Origin of the sequence: Gordonia sp. ABSL11-1 (genome assembly GCF_030315685.1) — a bacterium.
Classification (GTDB): Bacteria; Actinomycetota; Actinomycetes; order Mycobacteriales; family Mycobacteriaceae; genus Gordonia.
The window spans coordinates 104891-126269 of the sequence record NZ_JASXSI010000001.1 but is presented as its reverse complement, the minus strand read 5'-3'; the positions used below and the strand labels follow the sequence as shown (position 1 = coordinate 126269).

Annotated in this window: 23 protein-coding genes; 5 read left to right on the top strand and 18 right to left on the bottom strand. The window is 68.7% G+C overall.

Annotated elements, in window-relative coordinates; genetic code table 11:
* Positions 1-34: 34 nt before the first annotated feature.
* The gene (locus QSJ19_RS00595) at positions 35-691 is read right to left on the bottom strand and encodes a response regulator (RefSeq protein WP_286317754.1); all 657 of its coding nucleotides are present in this window, start codon (positions 689-691) and stop codon (positions 35-37) included.
* Positions 692-700: 9 nt separating this feature from the next.
* Complete coding sequence (locus QSJ19_RS00590; RefSeq protein WP_502876053.1) at positions 701-2026, bottom strand: sensor histidine kinase; 1326 nt, start codon at positions 2024-2026, stop codon at positions 701-703.
* A gap of 181 nt (positions 2027-2207) precedes the next feature.
* Between QSJ19_RS00590 and QSJ19_RS00585 the strand changes: the two genes are divergently transcribed.
* Together QSJ19_RS00585 and QSJ19_RS00580 are read left to right on the top strand one after the other, a co-directional pair.
* Positions 2208-2873, top strand: a complete 666-nt coding sequence (locus tag QSJ19_RS00585; protein WP_286317753.1) for a hypothetical protein — start codon at positions 2208-2210, stop codon at positions 2871-2873.
* Between the two features lie 53 nt (positions 2874-2926).
* Positions 2927-4105 carry an alpha/beta-hydrolase family protein gene (locus QSJ19_RS00580; protein WP_286317752.1) on the top strand — a complete coding sequence of 393 codons (1179 nt, stop codon included), beginning with the start codon at positions 2927-2929 and terminating at the stop codon, positions 4103-4105.
* Positions 4106-4108: 3 nt separating this feature from the next.
* Here QSJ19_RS00580 and gatA read toward each other — a convergent pair whose 3' ends face one another.
* The 3 genes from gatA to QSJ19_RS00565 all read right to left on the bottom strand — a co-directional run bounded on the left by gatA (position 4109) and on the right by QSJ19_RS00565 (position 6650).
* Positions 4109-5605 (bottom strand): Asp-tRNA(Asn)/Glu-tRNA(Gln) amidotransferase subunit GatA, encoded by a 1497-nt coding sequence (gene gatA / locus QSJ19_RS00575; protein ID WP_286317751.1) that lies wholly within the window; start codon positions 5603-5605, stop codon positions 4109-4111.
* The gene (gene gatC, locus QSJ19_RS00570; RefSeq protein ID WP_286317750.1) at positions 5602-5916 is read right to left on the bottom strand and encodes an Asp-tRNA(Asn)/Glu-tRNA(Gln) amidotransferase subunit GatC; all 315 of its coding nucleotides are present in this window, start codon (positions 5914-5916) and stop codon (positions 5602-5604) included. Before gatC ends, gatA begins: the two co-directional genes overlap by 4 nt.
* A 143-nt stretch (positions 5917-6059) precedes the next feature.
* On the bottom strand, positions 6060-6650 hold the full coding sequence (locus QSJ19_RS00565) for an antibiotic biosynthesis monooxygenase (protein WP_286317749.1): 591 nt from the start codon (positions 6648-6650) through the stop codon (positions 6060-6062).
* A gap of 96 nt (positions 6651-6746) precedes the next feature.
* Here QSJ19_RS00565 and QSJ19_RS00560 point away from each other — a divergent pair, with 96 nt between their 5' ends.
* Entirely contained in the window at positions 6747-7418 is a 672-nt protein-coding gene (locus QSJ19_RS00560) for an ACT domain-containing protein (RefSeq protein ID WP_286318134.1), read from the top strand.
* Between the two features lie 89 nt (positions 7419-7507).
* Here the strand turns inward: QSJ19_RS00560 and ligA are convergent, their stop codons facing one another.
* Positions 7508-9595 carry an NAD-dependent DNA ligase LigA gene (gene ligA / locus QSJ19_RS00555; protein ID WP_286317748.1) on the bottom strand — a complete coding sequence of 696 codons (2088 nt, stop codon included), beginning with the start codon at positions 9593-9595 and terminating at the stop codon, positions 7508-7510.
* A 58-nt stretch (positions 9596-9653) separates the two neighbouring features.
* Here ligA and QSJ19_RS00550 point away from each other — a divergent pair, with 58 nt between their 5' ends.
* Positions 9654-10040: an MmcQ/YjbR family DNA-binding protein gene (locus tag QSJ19_RS00550; RefSeq protein ID WP_286317747.1), complete on the top strand. Its 387-nt coding sequence runs from the start codon at positions 9654-9656 to the stop codon at positions 10038-10040.
* Positions 10041-10103: 63 nt separating this feature from the next.
* On the opposite strand, the gene QSJ19_RS00545 is transcribed toward QSJ19_RS00550, so the two are convergent.
* The 12 genes from QSJ19_RS00545 to sfnG form a co-directional block, all read right to left on the bottom strand.
* On the bottom strand, positions 10104-11126 hold the full coding sequence (locus QSJ19_RS00545; RefSeq protein WP_286317745.1) for a uroporphyrinogen decarboxylase/cobalamine-independent methonine synthase family protein: 1023 nt from the start codon (positions 11124-11126) through the stop codon (positions 10104-10106).
* A complete protein-coding gene (gene mnmA, locus QSJ19_RS00540) occupies positions 11123-12268 on the bottom strand; it encodes a tRNA 2-thiouridine(34) synthase MnmA (RefSeq protein ID WP_286317744.1) in 1146 nt (381 codons plus the stop codon). Before mnmA ends, QSJ19_RS00545 begins: the two co-directional genes overlap by 4 nt.
* The gene (locus tag QSJ19_RS00535; protein ID WP_286317743.1) at positions 12268-13476 is read right to left on the bottom strand and encodes a cysteine desulfurase family protein; all 1209 of its coding nucleotides are present in this window, start codon (positions 13474-13476) and stop codon (positions 12268-12270) included. The genes mnmA and QSJ19_RS00535 overlap by 1 nt, the downstream gene beginning before the upstream one ends.
* A gap of 119 nt (positions 13477-13595) precedes the next feature.
* Complete coding sequence (locus QSJ19_RS00530; RefSeq protein WP_286317742.1) at positions 13596-13790, bottom strand: hypothetical protein; 195 nt, start codon at positions 13788-13790, stop codon at positions 13596-13598.
* The gene (locus QSJ19_RS00525) at positions 13787-14182 is read right to left on the bottom strand and encodes a zinc-binding dehydrogenase (protein WP_286317740.1); all 396 of its coding nucleotides are present in this window, start codon (positions 14180-14182) and stop codon (positions 13787-13789) included. The genes QSJ19_RS00530 and QSJ19_RS00525 overlap by 4 nt, the downstream gene beginning before the upstream one ends.
* 274 nt (positions 14183-14456) lie before the next feature.
* On the bottom strand, positions 14457-14591 hold the full coding sequence (locus tag QSJ19_RS00520) for an alcohol dehydrogenase catalytic domain-containing protein (protein WP_286317739.1): 135 nt from the start codon (positions 14589-14591) through the stop codon (positions 14457-14459).
* A gap of 90 nt (positions 14592-14681) precedes the next feature.
* Positions 14682-15167 carry a DUF4334 domain-containing protein gene (locus QSJ19_RS00515; protein ID WP_286317738.1) on the bottom strand — a complete coding sequence of 162 codons (486 nt, stop codon included), beginning with the start codon at positions 15165-15167 and terminating at the stop codon, positions 14682-14684.
* Between the two features lie 128 nt (positions 15168-15295).
* Positions 15296-16213, bottom strand: coding sequence for a lysophospholipid acyltransferase family protein (locus QSJ19_RS00510; RefSeq protein ID WP_286317737.1), 918 nt, complete (start codon positions 16211-16213; stop codon positions 15296-15298).
* Positions 16210-17046 (bottom strand): GNAT family N-acetyltransferase, encoded by an 837-nt coding sequence (locus tag QSJ19_RS00505; protein ID WP_286317736.1) that lies wholly within the window; start codon positions 17044-17046, stop codon positions 16210-16212. Before QSJ19_RS00505 ends, QSJ19_RS00510 begins: the two co-directional genes overlap by 4 nt.
* A 200-nt stretch (positions 17047-17246) precedes the next feature.
* Positions 17247-18203: an electron transfer flavoprotein subunit alpha/FixB family protein gene (locus tag QSJ19_RS00500; RefSeq protein WP_286317735.1), complete on the bottom strand. Its 957-nt coding sequence runs from the start codon at positions 18201-18203 to the stop codon at positions 17247-17249.
* Positions 18204-18261: 58 nt separating this feature from the next.
* Positions 18262-19047: an electron transfer flavoprotein subunit beta/FixA family protein gene (locus tag QSJ19_RS00495; protein ID WP_286317733.1), complete on the bottom strand. Its 786-nt coding sequence runs from the start codon at positions 19045-19047 to the stop codon at positions 18262-18264.
* A 216-nt stretch (positions 19048-19263) separates the two neighbouring features.
* Positions 19264-20388 carry a dimethylsulfone monooxygenase SfnG gene (gene sfnG / locus QSJ19_RS00490; RefSeq protein WP_286317732.1) on the bottom strand — a complete coding sequence of 375 codons (1125 nt, stop codon included), beginning with the start codon at positions 20386-20388 and terminating at the stop codon, positions 19264-19266.
* Between the two features lie 209 nt (positions 20389-20597).
* Between sfnG and QSJ19_RS00485 the strand changes: the two genes are divergently transcribed.
* Positions 20598-21371, top strand: a complete 774-nt coding sequence (locus QSJ19_RS00485; protein WP_502876052.1) for a class I SAM-dependent methyltransferase — start codon at positions 20598-20600, stop codon at positions 21369-21371.
* The last annotated feature ends 8 nt before the right edge of the window (positions 21372-21379 follow it).

The following is a 21379-nucleotide window of genomic DNA, read 5'->3' as shown; positions in this document are numbered from 1 at the left end:
GACCGCTCGCATCGATTGTCCGCGGCGGCAGGGCTCACTTGAGCCCGTTCTCGTAGGCGAAGACCACCGCCTGGGCGCGATCGCGCAGCGCCAGTTTGGTGAGCACGCTGCTGACGTGTGTCTTCACCGTCTGTTCGGAGACGAAGAGTTCGGCGGCGATCTCACCGTTCGACTTGCCGTCCGCGACGAGATCGAGCACCTCGCGCTCCCGCGGCGTCAGCTGCTCGACCGCCTGATGACGAGGCGCGCGGGCACGTCGCGACGTCACCTCGGCGATGAGCCGTCGGGTGATCGACGGCGCGAGCAGCGCCTCCCCCGCCGCCACGACACGGACCGCGCGCACGAGCTCGTCGGCGGGCGCGTCCTTGAGAAGAAACCCGGAGGCCCCCACGCGCAGGGCCTCGTAGACGTAGTCGTCGATGTCGAAGGTGGTCAGCATGAGAACCCTGGTCGTCGGCGCCGAGCCGGCCGACGCCCGCAGGATCTCCTCGGTCGCGCGCAGACCGTCCTTCCGCGGCATCCGGACATCCATGAGCACGACATCCGGCCGGACGCGGGCGCACAATGCGACCGCCTCCACCCCGTCCGCGGCGTCTCCGAGAACCGAGATGTCGTCCTGCGCACCGAGAAGTGCGGAGAACCCTTGACGCACCATCGCCTGATCGTCGACGACCACCACCGTGACAGCCACGCGTTGAGCCTATTCGTCTGTCGTCGTGACCGGGCCGGCGGTGGTGGTGGCAGACGACGCCTGATCGGCGATCGTCGCGCCGTCGGTCGGTATGTGTTCGACGATGCCGGTGCGAGCATCATGGCCGGGTAACACCGCGTGGACGAGATGCCCTCCGTCCTCGGTGGATTGCGTGGTGAGCGTGCCGCCGACGGCCGACGCCCGCTCCATCATCCCGGGAATCCCGGTGCCCGGACCCGGGATTCGGACCGGCTCCGTCGCCGGTGCCGTGTTGCGCACTGTCACGTCGGTGCCACCGTCGGACGACGGCGCGACCGCGATGTCGATGCGGGAACCCGGCGCGTGACGTGTCGCGTTCGCGAGGCTCTCCTGCACGATCCGATAGATGATCAGTCCCGCGGCGTCCCCGACCCTCTCACGGTCGACGGACACCGACAGATCGACGGTGGCACCGGTCATCCGGGTCTGTGTGACCAGCAGGGCGATGTCGTCGAGACCGGGATTCGGCGCCGCCGGGGCCTCACCGTCGGTCCTCAGGACACCGAGCATCTGGCGGACCTCGTCGAGTGACGCGCGGGCCGACACCGCGATGGACTCGAACTCGGCCGCCGCTTCCTCGCTCACGTCGGCGAGTCGGTAGCGTGCGGTCTGCGCCATCACGACCACCACCGACATCCGATGTGCCACAACGTCGTGCAGGTCACGGGCAATTCGCGCACGCTCCTGCAGGATGGCCTTCTGCGACTCGACCAGCTGGGTCTGCTCGGTACTCGCGGCGAGCTGCCGACGAGACCGTACGAGGACGCGCACCAACGCGACCACCACGGCCATGAACGTCAGCCCGAAGACCCAGCCGCCACGCGCCTCGGGCGGAGCGGCCAGCGCGAACACGATGGCCGTGCTCACCCACACCACCGGGATCCAGCGCCACGAGCATCGGGCATAGGCGAAGAACGTCAGCACGAGCAGCGAGATGATCTGGGTCACCTGGATGGACCAGTTCCATCCGTTGAGCGTCGGAACGAGCAATCCGATCAGCTGAGCGGAGACCACCGAGACGGCCCAGCCCACCACCGGCGCCGACCACGCCAGCGCGATCGGGAACGCCGCGAACGCGGCGACGACCGGAAGTGCGTAGTCGGGCATCGAATGGGTCAGCGGCAGCGTGGGCCACGACACCGAGTACAGGATGACGGCGACCGCCAGGAAGAACCAGTTGGCCGGCGATCGTACGTAGCGCTGCACGGCCGGGTCCTGCGCCGCGGGCAGCTCACGGACCTCGCGCATCACCGCGGTCCCGGCCCTGCCGGCAGCTGATCTCGTTCGTCGGAACATCTCCATCACCTCGACTACCCACCGTAGGGCGCACGGCCACCGGCCGTCCTCATCCCCGAGAGGGATCCCGACCTCCCTCGGCAGAGGCAGAGATCGCAGGTCACGGCACCCTCGACGGCGCACACTCATTCACCGTTAAGGACGATGTGGCACAGTGTCGTGGATTCGTAGCTTCGATGCCATGACACAGAACCGCCACCACCAGCCCCGACGCCGCCGGGGCACCCTTGTCCTCGTCCTGATCGTCATGGCCACAACGCTTCTCGGACTCGTATTCGGCGCGTCGGATGCCCGCCCACTGACCGGTACCGACGGCGCCGGGGGCAGCCGTGTCGTCGTGGCCCCGGACCCACGCGACCTCGACACCCCGGCGGGCAGGGTCGTCCAGGACCTGACGAATGGTCATGAGGCCGACGTCACACGCGAGTTGCCCGCCGACTTCGCCACGGTGATGGGCTATCGGCCCCTGATGGAGGACGGCTACCCGGTGAATCCCACCGGCGGATGTTCATCACCGGTGACGCTGCCCAGGGGCTTCGAGGTTCTTTGCCGTTCGCACGACTTCGGCTATGACGTGCTGAGGTTCGCCGCCCGCACCGACCACCCGCTCGGCGGCTGGGCACGCCTGCGCCTCGACCGGATGCTCGTGGACCGGATGCACGCGTCCTGCAGCACCCCGTGGTGTCAGGCCGCGGCCTCGGCCGCCGACATGGGCCTGCGCCTGAACACCTGGCGCCAGTACGACGGTCCACCCACCGCGGTGGAGTCGGCCTCACAGATCCTCTCCTCGGGTGTCGGCCGCGGGTGGGCCGACCTCGTGGACCGGCGAACCCTCCCCTCGCGGTGATCACGGCGTCGGCTCCGGCCGGCCCGACACGCCACTGCCGACGTCAGACGACGATGCCGCATCCGCTCACCGCGGTTGCGGCCGCGATCGGCGCCGTCGTCGGGCTGTGGCCGTCCGGCCTGCCCAGAGGTCCCGTCACCTCCGGCATCCTCACTGCGGTCTGCGTGGGACTCGCCACCGTCGCGGCGCTCGGGGCGACCCGTCGTCGTGTCTGGCGGCCGGCGGCCGCCGTCGCCGCGACCTCGGCTGCGGTGGCCACGCTCGTGTGTGCGGCCCTGCTCAGTGCGACGTGGCAGAACGCGCTGCGAGCCGATCTGGAGGTCGGGCGCGTGGGAATCGGTTGGGTCACATGGTCGGTCGTCCCGGCCGTGCTGGTGTTCGTCGCGCTGGTGTGGTTGCCGCGGACGACAGCCATCGTTGCCGCAACGATCACCGCCCTGGCCGCGGGTTATCTGCCGGCCGCGCACGCCGACGACACCCCGACATCGCACCGGACCCCGCCCGGGGTGCTGTACGAGCTCGGCGACGGCGCCGATCTGCCCCAGCACGGTCACGCACTCGCGTCACGGTGGGAGCGGGCGGGCGGCCTCGACCGCCACGCCGTGGTCATCGCCGTCCCGACCGGATCCGGCTGGGTCGACGCGACAGCGGTGGACGGCTACCGCGACCGGTTTGCCGGTGACGTCGAGATCCTGGCCATGCAATACGCCGATCAGCCGTCGTGGCGGGCGTTCGTCGGAGACCGCGGGGCCGCGGGACGCAGCGCGATCGCCCTGCTGCGCGCGGTCGCCGATCGCACCGCCACCCTACCTGCCGGGCACCGGCCCGAGATCCACCTGTACGGACAGAGTCTCGGGGCCATCGGTGCGGAGGATGCGCGAGCGTGGGCTGCGACAGCACGCCCCGGAGCGGTCACCGAGACGCTGCTGACCGGGGTGCCGGGCGACTCCATCGCCGCCGAACCGGGATCGGGAGCTCCTCGCGTCGTGCTCGCGAACGCCTCCGATCCCATCCCCCGGTGGTCGATCTCCCTGCTGTGGCGACCGTCCCACGAGCCGCAGGACACCGTCACGATCGGGCGGCCGGTCCGCCGGCCGCCGTGGCTGCCGGTCGCAGGTTTCGTCCAGACCAGTGCTGACCTGCTCGGATCACTGGACGGCACACCGGGGGTGGGGCATCGCTACGGGACCGAGCAGACGTCGAGCATGTCCTCGGTCAGCGGCGACGGGTGATGATCACCCGATCGGGCCGCGGGCGGCCTCGTACGCGGCGCCCACGCGATACAGCCGGTCGTCGGCGAGAGCCGGGGCCATGATCTGCAGGCCGACCGGCATACCGTCGTCGGCGGATACACCGGAGGGCACCGACATCGCGCCGGTACCGGCCAGGTTGACCGGCAGTGTGCAGAGGTCGAACAGATACATCGCGAGGGGGTCGTCGACCTTCTCCCCCAGCGCGAACGCGGTCGTCGGGGTGGTCGGCGAGACGAGGACATCGACCTTCTCGAATGCGGTCGAGAAGTCCTGCGCAATGAGCGTCCGTACTTTCTGCGCCTGCCCATAGTAGGCGTCGTAGTAGCCGGACGAGAGCGCGTAGGTCCCGATCATGATGCGTCGCTTGACCTCTGGGCCGAATCCCCGGTCACGGGTCAACGCCATGACCTCCTCCGCGCTGTGTGTACCGTCGTCGCCGACGCGCAGCCCGTACCGCATGGCGTCGAACCTGGCCAGGGTCGACGACACCTCCGACGGAAGGATCAGGTAGTACGCGCCGAGTGCGTAGGTGAAATGCGGACACGACACCTCGACGACCTCGGCCCCGAGTTCGGTCAGGACGGACAGCGCCTGCCGGAACGACTCGAGCACACCGGATTGGTAACCCTCGCCCTGCAACTCGGTGACGACGCCGATGCGAACACCCGAGAGATCTTGCTGCGCACCGAATCTCGCGGCCTCGACGACATCCGGGACCGGGGCATCGATCGAGGTCGAGTCACGCTTGTCGTGCCCGGCGATCACCGAGTGCAGCAGAGCGGTGTCGAGGACCGTCCGGCCGCACGGACCGCCCTGGTCGAGCGAGGACGCGCAGGCGACGAGTCCGTATCGCGACACCGTGCCGTAGGTGGGCTTCACACCGACCGTCGCGGTGACCGCTGCGGGCTGTCGGATCGATCCGCCGGTATCGGTGCCGATGGCCAACGGCGCCTGGAACGAGGCGAGGGCCGCCGCGCTGCCACCGCCCGATCCGCCGGGAATCCTGGTGGTGTCCCAGGGATTCCGGGTGACCTGATAGGCCGAGTTCTCCGTCGAGCTGCCCATGGCGAACTCGTCCATGTTGGTCTTGCCCAGGATCGGGATCCCGGCGGCGCGCAGACGTTCGGTGACGGCTGCGTCATACGGCGGCACCCAGCCCTCGAGGATCTTCGAACCGCACGTGGTGGGCGCGTCGACGGTCGTGAAGACGTCCTTGAGCGCGATCGGCACACCGGCAAGCGGCGACGGCGCGTCACCGGCGGCTATCGCATCGTCGGCGGCCTTCGCGGCGACCAGCGCGTCTGCACCGCTCACATGCAGGAAGGCGCCCAACTCGTCGTCGACGGCAGCGATGCGGTCCAGGTGCGCCTGGGTCACCTCGACCGACGACACCTCACGGGCGGTGATCTTCTCCGCGAGTTCGGCGGCCGACAACCCGATGAGGTCACCGTCGGCGATCGCGCGAGGTCCGCTGGTCACTGTCCCTCCCCGAGGATCTGCGGGACCGCGAAACGATCCTGTTCGACGGCAGGCGCACCGGACAGCGCCTGCTCGGTGGTCAGGCAGGGCACGACCTCGTCGGGACGCAGGACGTTCGCCAGCGCGGCGGGATGCGCCGTACCGGGCACGTCGTCGGCGGCCACCCCGGACACCTGGGCGACGTGCGCCAGGATCGAGTCGAGTTGCTGCGCGTACTGATCGAGCTCTTCGTCGGTCAGCGCGAGCCGGGACAGCCGAGCCAGGTGCGCGACCTCCTCCCGAGAGATCGCCGACTCTGATCCGCTGGACATGCCAGGTCCTTTCTCGCCGTGTCGTGCGTGTTCCCCACCAGCCTATGGGAGTGCACCCCGACGCCTCGACGCGGTCTCGACGGCGGGGTCGACGGCGGGTCGCCGGGTGCGGCCCGGCGGCGAACACCCGGGGCCGGCAGCGGTCAGCCCAGCCAGCGCTGGAGGCGGGCAGTCAGCCAGGGCAGCACGAGATAGACCATCAGGGGAGTGTTGATCAGCGTGGCGATCAGGGTCTTGAGCACCACCGGCACCGCGTCGAGGTGTCCGATGACGAGCAGGTTGATGGCCAGCGAGAGCGGAAAGAAGCCGAGCCAGATGGTGATGGCCTGTTTCCACCGCGGAGGCGGTGCGCTTGCGCCGTGCACCCGGACGGCGTGGGTCAGGTGTTGCTGCGGCTCGAACCAGCCCTCGATACCCGAGAGACGATGCGTCGCGTACTCGACGGCGACGCCCTCACCCCGCGACAGCCACGCCTTCCGCACCGGCGACGACACCCAGTCGTCCATCGTCTGTTCGTCGGCGAACCGGTAGACGACGTAGTACTCGTCGTCGATCCGGGAGTTGCGGAGCCAGCCGCCGCCGAGGAAGCCCGGAAAAGTGCGCGCCAGCGCGATACCCGCGTCGGTCCAGCTGACGAAATCGTGCTCGCGTCCGGGCTGGATCCGACGCGCGACCGAGGTCGTCACCTGCGCCGGACCGTCGGCGCCGCCGGCGCGGGATGCGTTGTCGACCATGTCCCCATGGTGGCGTTCGCCCGGCATCGGCGCAGCGCGGGGTCCCCGGAGTACGCCGCCGGGCACGTCGCGCGACCCACTCGTCGCAGTGCGACAATGGCGGTCGTGTCGTACCTGCTGCGCGTCTACCTCGAGGATCGACCGGGCAGCCTCGGCCTGCTCGCCGTCCAGCTCGGCTCGGTCGGAGCCGACATCCTCTCCCTCGAGGTCGTCGAACGGGGCGAGGGCTATGCGGTCGACGACCTCGTCGTCGACATCGCCCCCGGTTCCCTACCGGACGGGCTGATCACCGCGGCGGAGAAACTCAAGGGCGTCCGGGTGGACTCGATCCGGCCGTACGCCGGAGTCCTCGACACCCACCGCGAGCTCGAACTCGTCGACCAGGTGGCCACCTCCGACGACGAACGGCTCCAGGTCCTCGTCGACAACACCCCGCGCGTCCTGCGGGTCTCGTGGGCCATGGTCATCACCAGCGGAGGAAATGGCGCAGTGCTGCAACTGTTCGGCAGTTCGGGTGCACCGGAGACACCGCTCACCACGGCGGACTGGCTACCGCTCGACCGTGCCCGACAACTCGACGCAAGCGCCGCCTGGGTGCCCGACGTGTGGCAGGACATGGACACCCGGCTGGCCGCCGCGCCGCTCGGCGGCGGCGAGAAGGCGATCCTCCTCGGCCGGATCGGCGGCCCCGACTTCCGCCCCTCCGAAGTGGCCCGACTCGGATACCTCGCCGGGATCGTCAGCACGGTACTGCGTACCGAGAACTGACGGGTCCCGAGAACAGACGGGTACCGAGAACTGACCGGCACCGAGAACTGAAACGGGTGCCGAGAACTGAGGAACACCTGACGGCAGGGTCACTCCTCCTCTGACGGCGCTGGCCCCTCGCCGGTCTCCAACAGGTGCTTGAAAGCGTCCTCGTCGAGCACCGGCACACCGAGCTGCTCGGCCTTGGCGGCCTTGGTCCCCGGCGAATCGCCGACGACGACGAAGTCGGTCTTCTTCGACACCGACCCCGACGCCTTGCCACCACGCTGCAGAATCGCCTCCTTCGCGCCGTCGCGGGAGAAGTCCTGCAACGAACCGGTCACCACGACGGTCTTGCCCTCGAGGGTGCGCGCAATCGACTCGTCACGTTCGTCTTCCATGGAAACACCTGCAGCACGCCACTTCTCGACGACATCCCGGTGCCAGTCGACGGTGAACCAATCGTGGATGCTCTGTGCGAGTGTCGTCCCGAGTCCCTCGACTCCGGCGAGTTCCTCGATGGTCGCGTCCTCGATCGCCGCCAGCGATCCGAACTCGGTCGCCAGTGCCCGGGCCGCCGTCGGCCCCACATGCCGGATGGAGAGCCCGACCAGTACCCGCCACAGCGGAACCTGTTTGGCACCGTCGAGATTCGCGAGCAGACGCTTGCCGTTCGCCGACAGCGCGCCCGCCTTGGTGGTGAACAGATCGGTCGTGGCGAGATCGTCGGCGGTGAGCCCGAACAGATCTCCCTCGTTGGTGATCACCCCGGAGGTCAGCAGGGCGGTCGCCGCCTCGTAACCGAGCGCCTCGATGTCGAACGACCCGCGCCCGGCCAGGTGGAAGAGTCGCTCACGCAGCTGTGCCGGGCAGGATTCTGAATTGGGACAACGGATGTCGGCGTCGCTGTCCTTCTCCGGGCGCAGTTCGGTGCCACATTCGGGGCATCGCGTCGGCATGACGAACGCGTGCTCGCTGCCGTCACGGACGTCGACGACGGGTCCGAGGACCTCCGGGATCACGTCGCCCGCCTTGCGGATCGTGACCGTGTCCCCGATCAGCACACCCTTGCGCCGCACCTCCGACTCGTTGTGCAGTGTCGCGCGCGACACCGTGGATCCGGCGACGAGGACCGGTTCCATGAACGCGAACGGCGTCACCCGACCGGTACGTCCGACGCCGACCTTGATGTCGAGCAGTCTGGTGGTCGCCTCCTCGGGCGGGTACTTGTAGGCGATCGCCCATCGCGGTGCACGCGAGGTGGAGCCGAGTCGCCGCTGCAGGGTCACGTCGTCGACCTTGACGACGATCCCGTCGATCTCGTGTTCGACGTCGTGCCGGTGCTCGCCCCAGTATTCGATCTTGTCGAGGATCCGTGCGACGCCGTCGACCTTGGTCGTGTGGTCGGACACCGGCAGACCCCACGCGCCGAGCGCCAGGTAGGCGTCGTGCAGCGACGCCGGACGCCAGCCCTCGGTGTGGCCGATGCCATGGCAGATCAGGCGCAACCGCCGGCGGGCGGTCACCTGCGGGTTCTTCTGCCGCAGCGAACCGGCCGCGGAATTGCGCGGATTCGCGAACGGCGCCTTGCCATCGGCCACCAGCGACGCGTTCAGTGCCTCGAAGTCCTCGCCACGGAAGAAGACCTCGCCGCGCACCTCGAGGACGGCAGGGATCGGGAAGTCGGCGGAGGCACTGAGCCGTTGCGGGACGTCGTCGATCGTGCGGGCGTTGAGGGTGACGTCCTCGCCGGTCCGTCCGTCACCGCGGGTCACCGCTCGCGTGAGGGTGCCGTCGGTGTAGACCAGGGCAAGGGCGACGCCGTCGATCTTGAGCTCACAGAGGTAGTCGACGCCCGAACCGGTCTCCGCCTCCACCCGATCCACCCAGGTGCGCATCTCCTCGGCGTCGAAGACATTGTCGAGCGACATCATCCGCTCGAGATGATCGACCGGCGTGAAGGCGGTGGAGAAGCCACCGCCGACCAGCTTCGTCGGAGAATCCGGTGCCGCGAGCTCCGGGTGTGCGTCCTCGAGTTCCTGAAGCGCGCGCAGCAATCTGTCGAACTCACCGTCGGTGATGATCGGCGCGTCCTTGACGTAGTACCGGAACTGATGGTCGCGAATCTCGTCCGCGAGTCCGGTCCACTGCTCCCGCAGGTCGCCGCTGACGTCCGTCGTACCGCGTTCTTCTGCCACGTCACGAGCGTATCGGAGGCCGCTGACACGATCGGGGTGATCGTTCTACTGTTGGTCCATGCCGCACCCGATCATGTTCGACGACGACGATCCGATCCTGGCCCGCGTTCGCGAGATCGCACTGGCGCTGCCCGACACGACGGAGGCGATCGCCCACGGACGTCCGACGTTCCGGTGCGGCAAGATGTTCGGGAACTACGGCGGAAGCGTCAGGGGCAGCAAGGAGCGGTACGACCAGTCGGTGCTGTTCATCACCGATCCGGCGGAACGTGAGGCGCTGCTGGCCGACGACCGGTTCTTCCTGCCGGCCTACCTCGGCGCCTACGGATGGCTCGGCATCGTCCTCGACGACGACACGGACTGGACCGAGGTGGCTGAACTCCTCGACGCCAGCTACCGCCAGATCGCGCCGAAGAGGTCATTGGCGAAACTCGAGGCATCGTAACCGACAGTGGCCTCGACGGGATCGGGGTTGCCACCGGCGGACTCGCGGTTGCCACCGGCGGGATCAGAGGGCGTCGGGATCGGCGGCGAGCAGTTCGCCTGCCTGGGCACACAACCCGAGCGCGGTCGTCGCCCACTGCGGAGTCCCGCTGGCCAATCCGCAGGTGGGGGTGACGATCACGTTCTGCGACAGCACTTTCCGGTCGAGGCCGATCCGGTCGGTCAGCGCGGCCAGCCCGGTGGCCACGGTCTCGGCGCGCACCCGGCGATCACCGGACGACGACGGGATCACCCCGGCGAGGAGGATGCCACCGCGATCGACGAGGGAGCCGATACCGTCGAGGTCGTCGGACGTGGGGTCGGTGACGTCGAGAGACCAGGCCACTCCGCTCAGCCGGTCGACGAGGTCCCATCGGGGACGCGCGCAACTGTGCACGATCACCGGGGAGTCCACCGTCTCGGCGAGTCCGCCGAGGGCGTCGGCGACCTCCGGGAGCGGGATCGCGGGAATGGTGTCGAACCGCGTCAGTGGCCGCACCTCGCCGTCGAGCACCGCACCGATCATCGGTTCGTCGATCTGCAGGACGACCGCGGCCCCCAGACGCCGACGCACTTCGCCGACGAGCTGCGCCACCCCCTCGGCGGTCGAGGCGATGACATCCTGCCAGGCCCCGCGATCGCGCAGGACCTTGTGCCCGGCGGGTAGTTCCACCGACGCCGACAGCGTGAACGGGCCGCACACCTGCAGCTTGAAGGGACGCTCGATACCGATGAAACCTGCTGTGTCCCAGAGTTCTTCGACGGCGTCGAGGTCGGCGTTGAGAAAGTCGCGCGCGCGGCGCGCGACGGACGAGCCGCGGCCGGCGAGACGATAGCCCCAGGTTCCGGCGTCCATCGGGAGATCGACCAGGACTGCGGCCATACGGCCGACCATGTCGGCACCCTGTCCGCGGGCGGGCAGTTCGGCGAGGTGGGCGAGATCGAGTTCTCCGTTGATGACTGCGGCCGCCTCGCGCGGGTCGGTGCCGGGCATCGACCCGACGCCTGTGCCGACACCGCCGTGCAGCAGTTGCGTGGATGCGATCACGCGTCGTGACCGACCGTGACCGCCTCGGCTCGCACACCGGTCGCGGGATCGGAGTCGGTCGAGCTGATGCGGCCGGAGCCGATCACCAGGTCACCGTGATCGTCGTCGGGCAGGTACAGCACAGCCGCCTGCCCCCGGGCGACGCCGGTGAGCGGTCGGGCGAGGGCGATGTCGATCATGGGCTGACCGTCGCGGATCACCGGCGTGGCGCGGACCGGGGCGAGGCCACCGTGGGCACGCACCTGCACCATCGCGTCGATCGGGCCGGCCGGTGGCTGGCCCGAGGTCCACACGGCACGATGAGCGGTGATCGACCACACGTCCAGGTGTGACGCGGAACCGACTGTCACCGTGCCGGATTCGGGATCGATGTCGGTGACGTAGCGCGGTCGGCCGTCGACGGCCGGAGCGTCGATCCCCAGCCCCTTGCGCTGTCCGATGGTGAATCCGTGGACACCATCGTGTTCGGCAAGTCGGTCGCCGGTGTCGGCGTCGACGACGGCCCCGGGACGGATGCCGATGTGGGCGCCGAGGAACGCGCGGGTATCACCGGTCGGGATGAAGCAGATGTCGTGGGAGTCCGGCTTCTCGGCGACCGCGAGTCCACGACGTGCCGCCTCCGCACGGATCTCGCCCTTCGGGGTGTCACCGACGGGGAACATCGCCCGCCCCAACTGCTCGGCGGTCAGCACCGCGAGGACGTACGACTGGTCCTTGTCCTCGTCGACCGCCCGGCGCAACTCGCCGTCGGCCAACCGGGCGTAGTGACCCGTCGCCAGGGCGTCGAACCCCAGCGCCACCGCCTTCTGCGCCAGCGCCGAGAACTTGATCTTCTCGTTGCAGGTCAGACACGGATTGGGGGTCTGACCGGCCGCGTAGGCATCGACGAACTCGTCGATCACGTCGTCCTTGAAGCGATCGGCGAAGTCCCACACATAGAAGGGGATACCGAGGACGTCGGCCACGCGGCGCGCGTCGGAGGCGTCCTCCTTCGAACAGCAGCCACGCGACCCGGTACGCAACGCCCCGGGCGCGGTGGACAACGCGAGGTGCACACCGACGACCTCGTGCCCGGCATCGACCGCGCGGGCGGCGGCCACCGACGAGTCGACCCCGCCGCTCATCGCTGCGAGTACTCGCATCAGCGTCCCTCCCCCGACGGCGACGACACCAGCCCCGCAGCACGGGCACGGTCGACGACCGCTCCGATGACCTCGGTCACCGCGTCGACGTCCGCGGGCGTCGAGCCCGGAGCGAGCGAGAACCGCAATGAGCCGCGTGCCGTCGGGACGTCGAGGCCCATCGCGAGAAGAACATGACTGGCCTGCGCGACCCCGGCGGTGCAGGCCGAACCGGTGGAGCACTCGACACCGTTGGCGTCGAGGAGCATCAGGAGCGAGTCGCCTTCACAACCGTCGAACGACACGTGCACGTTGCCCGGCAGACGGCGATCGTCGCGCGGGCCGTTCGCAACCGTTCCGGGCAGTGCGAGCAGTGCGTCGAACAGTCGCTCACGCAACGCGGTCACCTCCCGCACGCTCTCGGTCATCCGTTCCACCGAGAGCCGCAGCGCGGTCGCCATTCCGACTGCGCCCGCGACATCCTGTGTGCCGGAACGGACATCGCGTTCGTGACCGCCGCCGTGCAGAAGTGGGACACACTCGACGTCGCGGCGCAACAGCAGCGCACCCACTCCCTGCGGGCCACCGAACTTGTGTGCGGCAAGACTCAGCGCGGACAGACCGCTCGCGCCGAAGTCCACCGGGATGTGTCCCACCGCCTGGATGGCATCGGAATGGACCGGCACCCCGAACTCGGCGCCGAGGGCCGCGATCTCGGTGACCGGCTCGATCGTGCCGACCTCGTTGTTGGCCCACATGATCGAGATCACCGAAGTCTCGTCGGCGTGCGCGGCCAGTTCGTCGCGCAACCACGAGACCGAGGCGAAACCCTCGGCATCGACCGGGGCGATGACCAGTTCGGTGTCGTCGGCCTCGGCGAGCCAGACGGCGGGGTCGAGGATCGCGTGGTGCTCGACGGCCGAGACGATGATGCGTCGCCGTGCCGGATTCTCCCGGCGTCGGGCCCAGTGGATTCCCTTCAACGCGAGATTGTCGGACTCGGTACCGCCGCCTGTGAAGATGACCTCGGAGGGTCGTGCACCCACGGACGCCGCGACCGACTCGCGCGCCTCCTCGAGCCTGCGGCGCGACCAGCGGCCAGAACCGTGCAACGATGACGCGTTCCCGGGCTGGGCGAAGACAGCGGTCATCGCCTCGATCGCTTCGGGGAGCATGGCGGTCGAAGCGGCGTGATCGAGGTAGACGGGTGCTCGGGAGGGCGTGGACATGTCTTTGCAAGGATAAACGCGCGACGACCACCCACCAATTCCTGCACGGGGCGATCAGTCGTCGTCGGGGGTGACCTCAGTCGTCGTCGGGGTGACCTCAGTCGTCGAAGACGGTGACCTCAGTCGTCGAAGACGAGGACCGGCTTGACGGTGCGGCCCGCCAGCGAGTCGGCCGCGGCCCGCTCGATGTCGGCCAACGGATGCTCCTCGATCAGGTCGTCGAGCGGCAGTTCACCGGCCACGTACAGAACGGCGAGCTCGGGGATGATCTCCGCGGGGACAACGTCACCCTCGACGACACCCCGGATGGTCACGCCCTTGCAGAGCACCTGCATGACGCCGAACTCCAGCCGACGCCCGATCCCGACGAGGGTGATGTCGCCGCGGGCTCGGCCGCCGACACGGCGACATCGAGCACGTCCTGTCGAGCGGTCGTGTCGATGGCGTGGCGGCTGCCCCGGCCGTGGAGCGCGGACACCGCACCGGCCACATCGTCGGTCGCCGAGGGGTCGACGGTCCCGATCGCACCGAACTTCTCCGCCGACGCGCGCCGGCCCGGGATGGGGTCGACGGCGACCACGTCGGCTCCGGCGCGGACGGCCGCCATCACCGAGCACAACCCGACGCCGCCCGCCCCGGACACGGTCACCGCCGCACCGGGTTCCGGCCTCACCACGCGGGTCACCGTGCCGTAGCCGGTCTGCACGCCGCATCCGAGCGGAGCCGCAACCGGCCGCCGAGAGGCCGGCGGGCACGAAGACGGTGTTGTCCTCGTGCGCGATCGCGTACGTCGCGAAACTGGACTGGCCGAAGAACCCGCCGTGCACCCGGGGTACCGGCGCGGGTCAGCGTCGGCGATCCGTCGAACCGACCCGCGGTGTTCCAGGCGCCGGTGCAGTAGGCGGGATGCTCCGCCACATGCACGCAGTCCCCGCAGCTGCGGAACGTCAGGCAGATCGTCTGACCGGGGACGACACGGGTCACCCCCCGGGCCCGACCGCCTCGACGATGCCGGCGCCCTCGTGTCCGAAGACCTGCGGCAGCCGTCGCCGCGACCACGTGGCCTTCATCCCGAGATCGGTGTGGCAGATGCCGACCGCGCGTATGCGGACCAACGCCTCACCCTGCCGAGTTCGTCGATGTCGACCGGCTTCACCTCGAAGGGGCCGCCCGGCGTCGAGACGACGGCGGCGTCGATCCGAATCTCAGACGCGTTCGAGGAAGAAGTACAGATGGCGACCGTCGACGACCCCGCCCTTGCCGTTCATGATCCCCATCACAGTCGTGTCGTCGACCTTCTTGAAGTGATCGATGATGGGTTGGCCGTCGTACACCATCGACGCGGTGATCTCGCCGCGGAACTCGACCGCCCACAGACTGGCCTCGCCCTTGCCCAGAGCGGTGTTGGAATACAGCTCACCGTCGGCGTTCCGGCACATCAACGGCTGCACGTCGTTGCGCGAGGTGAAGGTCTTGCCGAACCATCCGGCCTTCTGCAACATCCCGTTGACCGGATGACCGGTGGTGAACTCGCCGCCCTTCCAGGCACCCAGCATCGCCTCGGGACGCAGGGTCTCCAGTCCGGCCCACACGGTATCGAGCTCGGCGTCGTCCACGCGGCCGTCGACCGACCTCAATTCGGTGAATCGTGCCTTCGCCTCGTCGCGGGTCAGTGTGGGTGCGGACGTCATGGCTCGAGCGCCTCCTCGTGTCGGCTGATCGACCGGGCGGTCACCGGTCAATGCCCAAACATATATGAGATATGTGACGTCGTCATCAGCGCCCCGCCCGCCGGACAAGGTCCGTCGGCGATCTGCGGTCAGGCGGCGACGAGTCGTTCGCACCGTTGCGCCAGGGTCCGCCGGTCGGTGCCGGGGAGTTGCATCTCGTGCACCGTGATGTGCAGGGTGAGCCCTCGCGCCGACAGCACCCGCCGCAACGTCTCGGCCACCGAGTCCTCGCCGATGAAACTCGCCACCGAGGTGACCGCGCCGTCGGGGGTGGTGAACCGCAGCCGCACCGGCATGACCGGGACCCCGGCATCGATGGCTGCCTGGAAGAAAGCCGGACGGAACCGTCCCGCCTCGCGGCCGCACCAGGTGGTCCCCTCCGGGAAGACCGCCACCGACCGGTCGCGATGCAGTTCGGTGACCGCCGACTGCACCGCCGACGGCAGATCCCGCAGCGACGCCCGGTCGAGAGTGATGACGCCCAGCCGACGCGCGAGTCCCGAGATCACGGGCATGGACGCGACGTCGGACTTGGCCACGAAGTGCGCCGGGCTGATCACCGCGAGCGCGAGGATGTCGAGATAGGAGATGTGGTTCGCCACGATGAGTCCACGCGCGGACCCGGCGAACGGCCGTCGGTCGTCGATCCGGACCTCGACACCGATCGAGCGGAGGAGTCCCCGCGCGGCCCCGACCAGGTAGCGACGACGGATGAGGCGCGGCATCAGGGCGACGAGCGGTCCGGTCGCCAGCAGGAGCGCCGCGAACGAGACGAGGCACACGAGCCGGGACGCCCTGCACGCACGCCCCGCGATGTCGATGTGATCACCTGACCGACAATGGTTTCCGCACACACTCGCCGGATACCAGGCGTGTGGCGCACGCACGACGGGGGCCGGCATCTCCAGCACCACCGGGGCGAGCACCCGCGATTCGGACATCGTCGGCGTCGGGACCGCCGACGATGCGACCGGCCCGGTCACCACCGTCGCGGCGGCAGCGGTCATGACCGGCTCCCGGCGGCGAGTCGGGTGACCGCGGATCTCATCCGATCGAGGTAGCGCGCGTTGCACTGTTGGCGGTCGATGACGGTGACGAGATCACCGACCTCGAAGACTTCGTCGATCGCGGGTTCGCCGCAGACGCGCGCGCCGAGCCGCAGATATCCGCGCAGCAGCGCGGGCGGGCGCAGGACCGGAGGTGGGTCGATCTCGTCGAGGAAGCGGCCGTCGACGACGGCGCGTGCACGCGGGTAGACCTGCCATGGTGCACGGTGACGGTCGCGGACCTCGTCGCGGACCCCACGCAGCATCGACCCCCGCGGCATCGGACCATCGGGCCCCTTCGTGCCGAGCGGTATCGAGACGCATCCGAGGACATAGCGGCAGTCGACGTCGACGACGTACTGCAGTACGGCCGCCCACATCAATCCGGTGGTCGCGCCGCTACGGTGTCCGGCGGAGACCACCGCACGGCCCATCTCGACCGTCTCCGAACGGATCCCGTCGAGCTCGGTGACGTCGAACTCGGTGCTCGTGTACCACCCGCCCGCGGCGACCGCACGCGCCGGCGGCAGGAGTCGCGCGCAGCCGACGAGCCCGTCGTCGGTGTGTCGCACCACGAGGTGTTCGCAGTGGGCGTCGAACCGGTCGGCATCCAGCCCGGTCGACGCGTCGCCGACACCGTCGCCGAATCCGCATTCGGCGGCGAACACCCGATATCGGAGACCCTGGGCCTCGGCGATGTCACGCGGGTCGTCGGTGATCTCGACCGTGAAAGGGCCCGCGATTAGGACCGGGCGGGCGGTACCGAGGGGTGGGGCGAATGTCGTGACTGTCATGTCCCTGATGACAGCCACGCCGATCGACGCGACGGCCACGACAACGTGTCGTGTCGGTGCTCATGCGGTGAACGTCGACGAGCGGCGACCACCCGCGACCGCGGACGCCTGCGACCGCGGACGCCGAAGACCCCCGGGTCATGCCGGTGTACCGACACGATCCGGGGGTCTGGACGCAGATCAGGCGCAGAGCGCCCGCGTCACTTGCGCTTCTTGACCTCGTCGGTCAGCTGCGGTGCGACGTTGAACAGGTCGCCGACCACACCGTAGTCGGCGATCTCGAAGATCGGCGCCTCTTCATCCTTGTTGACGGCGATGATCGTCTTCGAGGTCTGCATACCGGCGCGGTGCTGGATGGCACCGGAGATGCCGAGCGCGATGTAGAGCTGCGGCGAGACGGTCTTACCCGTCTGACCGACCTGGAACTGACCCGGGTAGTAGCCGGAGTCGACCGCGGCGCGCGAGGCACCGACGGCGGCACCGAGCGAGTCGGCGAGCTCCTCGACCACGGAGAACTTGTCCGCGCTGCCGACACCGCGGCCACCGGAGACGACGATCGACGCCTCGGTGAGCTCCGGACGGTCGCCGCCCACGTTCGGCTCGACCTTGGTGATCTTGACAACGCCCTCGGCCTGGGCCGGGACCTCGACGTCGACCCGCTCACCGGCGCCGGCCTGCGGTGCGGCCTCGACGCCACCCGGACGGACCGAGAAGATCGGGACGTCGCCCTTGGCCACGGCGTCGACGGTGAACGCGCCACCGAAGATCGAGTGGATACCGACGGCACCTTCCTTGACGTCGACGACGTCGGCGAGCACGCCGGAACCGAGACGGACGGCCAGTCGACCGGCGATCTCCTTGCCGTCGGCCGTGGCCGCGACGAGGACGCCGGCCGGCGAGGCCTGCTCGGCGATCGACGACAACACGTCGACCTGCGGGGTGATCAGGTAGGACGCGGCGTCGTCGGACTCGGCGACGTAGACCTTCTCCGCGCCGGCCTCCTTGAGGCCGTCGATGATGCTGTCGGCGGACCCCGGCTTGCCGACGACGACCGCCGACGGGCTGCCGAGCGCACGGGCAGCGGTGATCAGCTCGCTGGTGACCTTCTTCAGGGCGCCTTCGGCGTCCTGCTCCACGAGCACGAGTACTTCAGCCATGATTCTTCTGTCTCCTGAATGTCTGGGTTGTCGCTGGTGATGTCAGTGCCCGTGAGGACTAGATGATCTTCTGCGACACCAGGTACTCGGCGACCTTGGTGCCACCGTCGCCCTCGTCGCTGACACGCTCACCGGCGGTCTTCGGCGGCTTCGGAGCGGAGGCGGTCACCTGGCTGCCGGCGTTCTCCAGGCCCACATCGCCGGCCTCGACATCGATCTCGGCGAGGGTGACGACCTGGACCTCCTTCTTCTTCGCGGCCATGATGCCCTTGAAGGACGGGAACCGCGGCTCGTTGATCTTCTCGTTCACGCTGACGATGGCCGGGAGGTCGGCCTCGATGTGGAAGATGCCGTCGTCGGTCTCACGCTCGCCCTTGAGGGTCTCGCCCTCGACGGTGAGCTTGCGCAGGTGGGTCAGGTGCGGCAGTTCGAGGTACTCGGCGATCATCGCCGGGATGGCACCGACGCGACCGTCGGTGGCCTCGTTGCCGGCGATGACGAGCTCGACGCCCTCGACGGTGCCCAGCGCGCGGGCCAGTACATACGCGGTCTGGACCGCGTCGGAGCCGTGCAACTGGTCGTCCTTGATGTGGATCGCCTTGTCGGCGCCCATCGACAGGGCCTTGCGGATGGCCTCGGTGGCCCGCTCCGGTCCGGCGGTCAGCACGGTGACCTCGCCGCCGTCGGCTTCCTTGATCTTCAGGGCCTCCTCGACCGCGCGCTCGTTGATCTCGTCGAGAACGGCGTCTGCGGCCTCACGGTCCAGGGTGTAGTCGTCATCGGACAACTTGCGCTCGGACCACGTGTCGGGAACCTGCTTGATCAGAACGACAATGTTTGTCATGGGTCTGCGTCGACCTCCTGCGTCGGTTTCGGCATCTTACTGACAAGTAAGTTGCTATCGGTCTCCCCCACTCTAGCGTCTGCCTTCCCGCCGCAAAACATCGACTACCTCACAGAACGCACTCCACACGCAGCGTGGCCCGTCGCGTCGGCGCGACGGGCCACGGTGGGCGACCCCTCCGGTGGGCCGCGATTCGAAGCAGCGTGAAGGGGTCGGTCAGACTCCTACCAGCGCGGTGTTGTCCGAGCGCTCGCTCGCCTCGATCTCCCGGACGAGCGGGAGCACCCGCTCACCGAAGTACTCGATCTCCTCCTGGAAATGCAGGAAGCCGCCGAGAATGAGATCCACACCACGTTTGCGGTAGGCGGCGATGCGCTCGGCGATCTGTTCGGGTGTACCGATCAGCCCGGTACGGAAACCGTCGTTGTACTGCACGAGGTCCTCGAACGAGGAATCCGCCCACATACCGGTCTTCGTCGACGTCGAGTTCCCGGCCTGCTGGACCGCGTCGCGGAATCCCTCGACCGCCGGCCGGTTGGCCTTCTCGACGATCTCGCGGAGGGTGTCGCGGGCCTCCTTCTCGGTGTCGCGGGCGATGATGAAGCCGTTGAGTCCGACCTTCACCTCTCGTCCGGCCTCGCGGGCCGACGCCCGGACGTCGACGATCTGCTCGGTGACACCGTCGAAGTCCTTGCCGTTGGAGAAGTACCAGTCCGAGTACCGGCCGCCGTTGCGGCGTGCGGCCAGCGAGTTTCCGCCCTGGAACAGTTCCGGATTCGGCCGACCCGGGGTGTTCAGTGGCTTCGGCTTGAGGGTGAAATCGTGGATCCGATAGAAGTCGCCGCGGAAGTCCACGTCGTCCTCGGTCCAGATCTTGCGCAGCACCTGCAGGAACTCGGCGCTGCGACGGTAGCGCTCGTCGTGTTCGAGCCACGGCTCACCGAGGTGGGTGAACTCGTCCTTGAACCAGCCGCTCACCACGTTCACGGCGAACCGGCCACCGGAGAGCTGATCGGCGGTGGCGCCCAGTTTGGCCAGGACCGCAGGCTGCCACAGCCCGGGATGCACCGCGGCGATCACCTTCAGACGCTGGGTCGCGAGCAGCAGCGCAAGGCTGAAACTCGTTGATTCGTGCTGGAACTCGGCCCCATAGCTCGCCTCGTAGCGAACCTGTGACAGCGCGTACTCGAATCCGTTGTTCTCCGCCGTCTGGGCCAGCTTGACGTTGTAGTCGTAGTCCCAGCTGGTGCGCTGTTCGATGTCGCTGGTCACCAGCCCGCCGCTGACGTTGGGCACCCAGTAGGCGAATCTGATCTCGTCGGAGACCGCTTCGGTGGTCATGGCGTGGTCAATCCTCCTGAGTGCGGACACGGCGATGCCCACACATGTTGTGTGTCAGTCGAGATGAGGTCACGAGTGAGTACTCGCAGGAGACGCCGGGCCGGCCTCCGACGTCTTGTGCAGACCATGTCAGCATCCGGCTGCCGCGCAGGTCAACGATAGGTTCAGCGTGAGCGTAAGGATGGGCCGGAAACCGATGCCCTAGGCTCATGCGGATGACCGAGTTCCACGAGACCCTCGCGTTGACCGGCGAGCGCACCGTCCCCGGCATCCCCGAGGAGAACTACTGGTTCCGGCGCCATGAGGTGGCCTACACCCATGTGCTCGGGCAGTGCGACGGACGCGACGTACTCGAGGCGGGGTCGGGTGAAGGGTACGGCGCGGCGATGCTGGCCACTGTCGCGCGCTCGGTGACGTGTGTCGACTACGACGAGAGCGCTGTCGAGCACACCCGTCGCCGCTACCCCGGGCTCGTCGTGCACCAGGGGAATCTGATCGATCTCCCGCTCGATGACGCCTCGGTCGACGTGGTGGTCAACTTCCAGGTGATCGAGCACCTCTGGGATCAGCCGGGATTCGTCGCCGAGTGCCGGCGCGTGTTGCGCCCCGGAGGGCTGCTGTTGATCTCGACACCCAATCGCATCACCTTCTCCCCCGGCCGCGACACCCCGCTCAACCCGTTCCACACACGGGAGCTCGACGCTGCGGAGCTGACCGAATTGCTCACCGAGGGTGGATTCGACGTGAGCGCAATGCTCGGCGTTCATCACGGCGACGGCCTCGCGCGGCTCGACACGAAGTGGGGCGGGTCGCTGATCGACGCACAGATCGAACGGGCACTCGCCGGGGAGCCGTGGCCGGCCGACCTGTCCGCCGATATCGCCTCGGTGGGTACCGACGACTTCGACATCCGCGACGCCGCCGGACCGGACGGCGACATCGACGCCAGCCTCGATCTGCTCGCGCTCGCCGCCCGGCGCTGACACCGACG